This is a genomic window from Arthrobacter sp. Y3225116 (genome assembly GCF_059091245.1).
Genome location: NZ_JBNHGL010000232.1, coordinates 1 through 4,471, shown reverse-complemented (window position 1 = coordinate 4,471; position 4,471 = coordinate 1). Strand labels below are relative to the sequence as shown.

At 67.7% G+C, this 4,471-nt stretch carries 6 protein-coding genes; 2 read left to right on the top strand and 4 right to left on the bottom strand.

The window, feature by feature from the left end; genetic code table 11:
- A partial coding sequence (locus AC5RV2_RS15060; protein WP_494093003.1) for a galactokinase occupies positions 1–725 on the top strand: 725 nt, incomplete at its 5' end.
- 8 nt (positions 726–733) lie between these two features.
- Here AC5RV2_RS15060 and AC5RV2_RS15055 read toward each other — a convergent pair.
- On the bottom strand, positions 734–1,369 hold the full coding sequence (locus AC5RV2_RS15055) for a prepilin peptidase (protein ID WP_494093002.1): 636 nt from the start codon (positions 1,367–1,369) through the stop codon (positions 734–736).
- A gap of 212 nt (positions 1,370–1,581) precedes the next feature.
- Between AC5RV2_RS15055 and AC5RV2_RS15050 the strand changes: the two genes are divergently transcribed.
- Complete coding sequence (locus tag AC5RV2_RS15050; RefSeq protein WP_494093001.1) at positions 1,582–2,352, top strand: response regulator transcription factor; 771 nt, start codon at positions 1,582–1,584, stop codon at positions 2,350–2,352.
- Here the strand turns inward: AC5RV2_RS15050 and AC5RV2_RS15045 are convergent.
- The 3 genes from AC5RV2_RS15045 to AC5RV2_RS15035 all read right to left on the bottom strand — a co-directional run.
- Complete coding sequence (locus AC5RV2_RS15045) at positions 2,303–2,734, bottom strand: Hpt domain-containing protein (protein WP_494093000.1); 432 nt, start codon at positions 2,732–2,734, stop codon at positions 2,303–2,305. The two genes, AC5RV2_RS15050 and AC5RV2_RS15045, sit on opposite strands and share 50 nt — an antisense overlap.
- 179 nt (positions 2,735–2,913) lie before the next feature.
- Positions 2,914–3,795 carry a type II secretion system F family protein gene (locus AC5RV2_RS15040; protein WP_494092999.1) on the bottom strand — a complete coding sequence of 294 codons (882 nt, stop codon included), beginning with the start codon at positions 3,793–3,795 and terminating at the stop codon, positions 2,914–2,916.
- A 31-nt stretch (positions 3,796–3,826) separates the two neighbouring features.
- On the bottom strand, positions 3,827–4,471 hold a 645-nt coding region (locus tag AC5RV2_RS15035; protein ID WP_494092998.1), incomplete at its 5' end, for a type II secretion system F family protein.

Sequence of the window (4,471 nt, the reverse complement as noted above, 5' to 3'; positions counted from 1 at the left end):
CCGACCGGGCGGGGCCTGACCGGGCCCATCTGGCTGCCGCCGGGCGACGCGCGGAGAACGAGGTGGTCGGCGCGCCCACCGGCATCATGGACCAGTACGCCTCCCTGTTCGGGGCGGCCGGGTCCGCGGTGTTTCTGGACTGCCGGAGCGAAGCCGTGGAACTGGTGCCGCTGGACCTCGCGGCTGCGAGCCTGGCGTGCCTGGTCATGGATACCAAGGTTTCGCACGCCCATGCCACCGGCGACTATGCCAGCCGCCGCGAATCCTGCAACCGGGCAGCGGAAGCCCTGGGTGTGCCGCTGCTGCGCGACGTACCGCTCGACCGGCTGCCGGAAGCTCAACGGCTGCTCGACGATGAGACCTTCCGCCGCGCCCGGCATATCGTTACCGAGAACGTGCGCGTGGTGGAGACCGTGAAAGCGCTGCGCGCCGAGGGGCCCGCAGCCGTCGGGCGGTTGCTGGACGCCAGCCACGTTTCCATGCGCGACGACTTCGAGATTTCCTGTCCGGAGCTGGACTTGGCCGTGGAGGCCGCACAGGCGAACGGCGCCCTGGGTGCCCGCATGACCGGCGGGGGATTCGGCGGTTCAGCCATCGCCCTGGTCCCGGCAAACGAGGTGGATGCGGTGCGGGATGCGGTCTTGCGGGCGTTCGCTTCGCGCGGCTTCCGGCAACCGGAATTGTTCACCGTCATCTCCGCGGACGGTGCGCGGCGGCTGTTGTAAGTCCGGGACTATCCGGGCAGCGGGCCGGCCAGCGCGACCACGAGCGTGGCGGTGATCATGGACGGGCCAAACGGGATGTCCGAATCCCGCTTCAGCACGCGGGCCAGCATGAGCAGGACGATGGCCGCCGCGTTCAGCAGGAACGCCCCCAGCAGCACGGCCACCCAGGCCGCTACGCCGTCATAGCCGGCATACAGGCCCACGACGGCAGCAAGCTTCACGTCTCCCATGCCGATGCCGCCGGGCTTGATCAAGGCCGCCAGCAGGTAGGCGGCAAACATCGCCAGCGAGCCGAGCAGCCCGGCCAGGACCGGCTGCCACGCGGAGCCCGTCAAGGCAGGCAGGAGCAGCAGCGCCACTGCCGTCCCCAGGAACGGAAGGACCACGCGATTCGGCAGCAACTTGTGCCGCAGGTCAATCGCGGCCAGCAGCACCCCCAGGACGGCGAGAAGGCCGAAGGCGGGAAGCTCTGCCGCTTCCCGGGCCGGAACCAGGAGGCCGCAGAGGATGCCCGTTGCAGCCGCCATCGGCCAGCGCCACGCGGCAGGAAGTGCTGTGCGGTCCTCCCGGTGGGCGAGGGCGAAGACGCACCAGCCGGCCAGGGCTCCGAGCGCGGCAAGCAGGAGCGGTAACAGCACGGTCACCGGACCCTCTCACAGGCCACAGCCCTTGTTCCTTTAGGTCCCTCGGCTCCGTGGATCGTTGGTCACCCTTTCATCACATCATTGCCCGACATAGGCTCACAGTAGGAAGAATCGATTAACCTCTAGGAGTATCAGAGATCCGGGCTTCTGCAGAGGCCCGGATGGCCTTCGGGCATGAGCCCGACGCGGACCGTGCAGGGAGGAGATGCAAAATGAGTGACCCGGGTGCGGCCGTAGTGATCGAAGACGACGTGGACATCCGCAATCTGGTGAGCGCCGTCCTCCTGCAATCAGGATTCGACGTGCAGGCGGCCGCGAGCGGGCGGGAAGGGATCCATGCCGTGCGGCAACGGATCACCACCGTCGTCACCCTGGACATCTCGCTGCCGGACATCGACGGCTTCGAAGTGCTCCGGCGGATCCGCCAGTTCAGCAACTGCTACATCGTGATGCTCACCAGCAGGAACGAAGAACTCGACACGCTCACGGCGTTGCAGCTTGGCGCAGACGACTATATGACGAAACCGTTCCGTCCCCGCGAGCTGCGGGCCAGGATCCATGCGATGATGCGCCGGCCCCGTACCCCCCATCCGCTGGAAGCCACCCCGGCCAACGCACCGCCGCTGCCGGCGGCCCCGCCCGCCGACAGCAGAATCCTCGAGCACAATGGGCTCGTCCTTGATTCGGACCGGCGTACGGCCTCGCGCGGGGGCGAGGAATTGCGGCTGACCAGGAGCGAGTTCAACGTGCTCCAGGAGATGCTGCGCAGCTCGGGGGCGGTCCGCTCGAAGGCCGAACTGGTCAAGGTAGTGCGCGGGGACTATTACCCGGAGGACGCCTATATCAGCGAAGCGGACGAGCGGGCGATCGAAGTCCACGTGGGCAATCTGCGGCGCAAACTGAAGGAAGATCCGCACCGCCCGCGCTGGCTCGTTACGGTGCGGGGAATCGGTTATCGGCTGGCTCCGCAGCGCCCGGTGTAGCGGGTGCTCCTCCCTCGGCCCTCATTCCCTGCATTTCCCTGATCGTGGCCGCACCGCATTCATGGATGAGACCAAGCAAAGCGGTTGCCTCGGTGAAATCCGCCGCACGAATATGATCCTCCACCTTGCCGGCCAGCCAAGCCAGTCGGCTGGCACCCACCATCATCGAGGCGGTCTTCAGGCTGAGGGCTGCGTCCAGGGAATCGGTCCGGTCCTGGCTGTCCAACGCGGTTTCCAGGCAGCTGAACCGTTCCGGCCATGCTTCGGAAAAGTCCTGGACCAAGCCGCGGGCGATGCCGTGGTCGGCCAAACCGTCGCCAAGGTCTTCCACTACCGCGCGGTCAACCAGCGGCAGGGCGTGGTGCTGGTCAGCGGTCATCATGGCAGGCGCCGCGCGGGGCGGGTCCCGGCCGGGGCCAGCCCGGTCGGTGCACAGAGGGTGGATGGGGTGGGCATGGTTCGAGACTACTTTCAGATGGCGGGCGGGTCTGTCGGTTTTCCGGTTTCTTTGGCTAATGTTGCGGGATTGCTGAGGTTGCCGACGTGCCTGCCGGTCCTCGGTCAGCCGCCCAGGGTGGCGATGATGTTCAGTGCCGCAGGGCCGAGCAGCGCGATAAAAAGCACCGGAAGAATGCAGAACATCAGCGGGAAGACTACCTTGACCGGGATCTGCATGGCCTTTTCCTCGGCGCGCTGGCGCCGCTTGACGCGCATTTCGGCCGCCTGCGTGCGGAGCACGCCGGAGACGGAAACTCCGTAGGCGTCCGCCTGGATGACGGCGCGAACGAACTGCTGCAGGTCCTTCGAGGTGGTCCTGCCGGCCAGCGAGTCGTAGGCCTCGCGGCGTGAGCGGCCCACCTGCATGTCCTGCAGGACGCGGATCAGTTCGGCGGCCAGCGGGCCGGAACCGTTCGCTCCTACCCGGGCTACCGCCGCGTCGAAGCCCAGGCCGGCCTCCACGGCGATGGTCATTTGGTCCAGCGTGTCCGGCAGTTCCTCGCTGATGGTTGCCTGGCGTTTCTGGCCCGCGCTGTGCAGCAGAAGGTCAGGGAGGCAGTAGGCGACGACGGCGATGACGATCGCCAGCAGGACGCTGGGCCCCGCGGATGCGGCGGCCACGTACAGGAGTCCGACCACAATGCCTGCCACGGCAAGTACGATCTTGGCAGCCATGAGCCGCTTCAGCGGCCAGGCCTCGGGACGTCCGGCCAGCGCCAGCTGGCGTTCCAAGCGCTGGGCAAAGGTTGCCGGCGTGAACCGGTTGGCCAGCGCCTCGAACCTGCGCCCGCGCTTGCGTTTGACCGCGCGCGGGCCGGCCAGGCCACGGGACAAATTGGCCCGGATGGCCTCGTGCCGGGGATGCTTGCCGCCCAGCAGGGACCAGGCAAACAGCGGGAGCGACAGCACCAGGGCTGCGGCAGCCACCATGACAGTCAGCGGCATCGGCGGACTCCTTTACTTACGGTGCTGAAGTTTAGAACTTGAAGCTGACGACTTTGCGCATCCACAGCCCGCCCGCGACGAGCAGGGCTCCGGCCACGAACAGCAGGGAGAAACCGAGCGGGCTCTGGGTGAAACTGTCTAGGTAGCCGGGGCTGGACACGAACAGGAACCCGCTGAGGCCAAAGGGCAGGACCATCAGGACCAGGGCGGAGATCCGTCCTTCGGCGCTGAGCGCCTTGACCTGGCCCCGGATCTGGGAGCGCTCCCTGATCGTTTGGCCCACCTGGTCCAGGACTTCGGCCAGGTTGCCACCGACCTCGCGGTGGATGTCTATGGCCTGGGCGACCCAGTGGAAGTCTTCGCTGCCCATCCTGTCGGCCGTATCGTGCAGCGATTCGCCGAGGTCTCGGCCCAGCCGCGTTTCGTTGACCACCCGCCGCAGCTCTTCGGACGTCGGCGCCGCCGATTCGGCGGAGACCGCGTCCACGGCGCGCAGCAGGCTGTGGCCGGCACGCAGTCCGCTGGCCAGCAGCTGGAGCGTGTCGTCGAGCTGGTCGGCGAAGGCCGTCCGGCGCCGGCCGGCGCGGAAGACCAGAACCCCTTTGGCGACGGCCGGGGCCGCAACGGCCAGGAGCAGGCCGGCGGCGGGTCCCGCGAGCATAAGCCCGAGGGCCGC

Excerpts from the sequence above, each read along its gene's own strand:
- AC5RV2_RS15050 (WP_494093001.1), top strand. The coding sequence starts at position 1,582 with ATGAGTGACCCGGGTGCGGCCGTAGTGATCGAAGACGACGTGGACATC.
- AC5RV2_RS15045 (WP_494093000.1), bottom strand. The coding sequence starts at position 2,734 with ATGATGACCGCTGACCAGCACCACGCCCTGCCGCTGGTTGACCGCGCG.
- AC5RV2_RS15040 (WP_494092999.1), bottom strand. The coding sequence starts at position 3,795 with ATGCCGCTGACTGTCATGGTGGCTGCCGCAGCCCTGGTGCTGTCGCTC.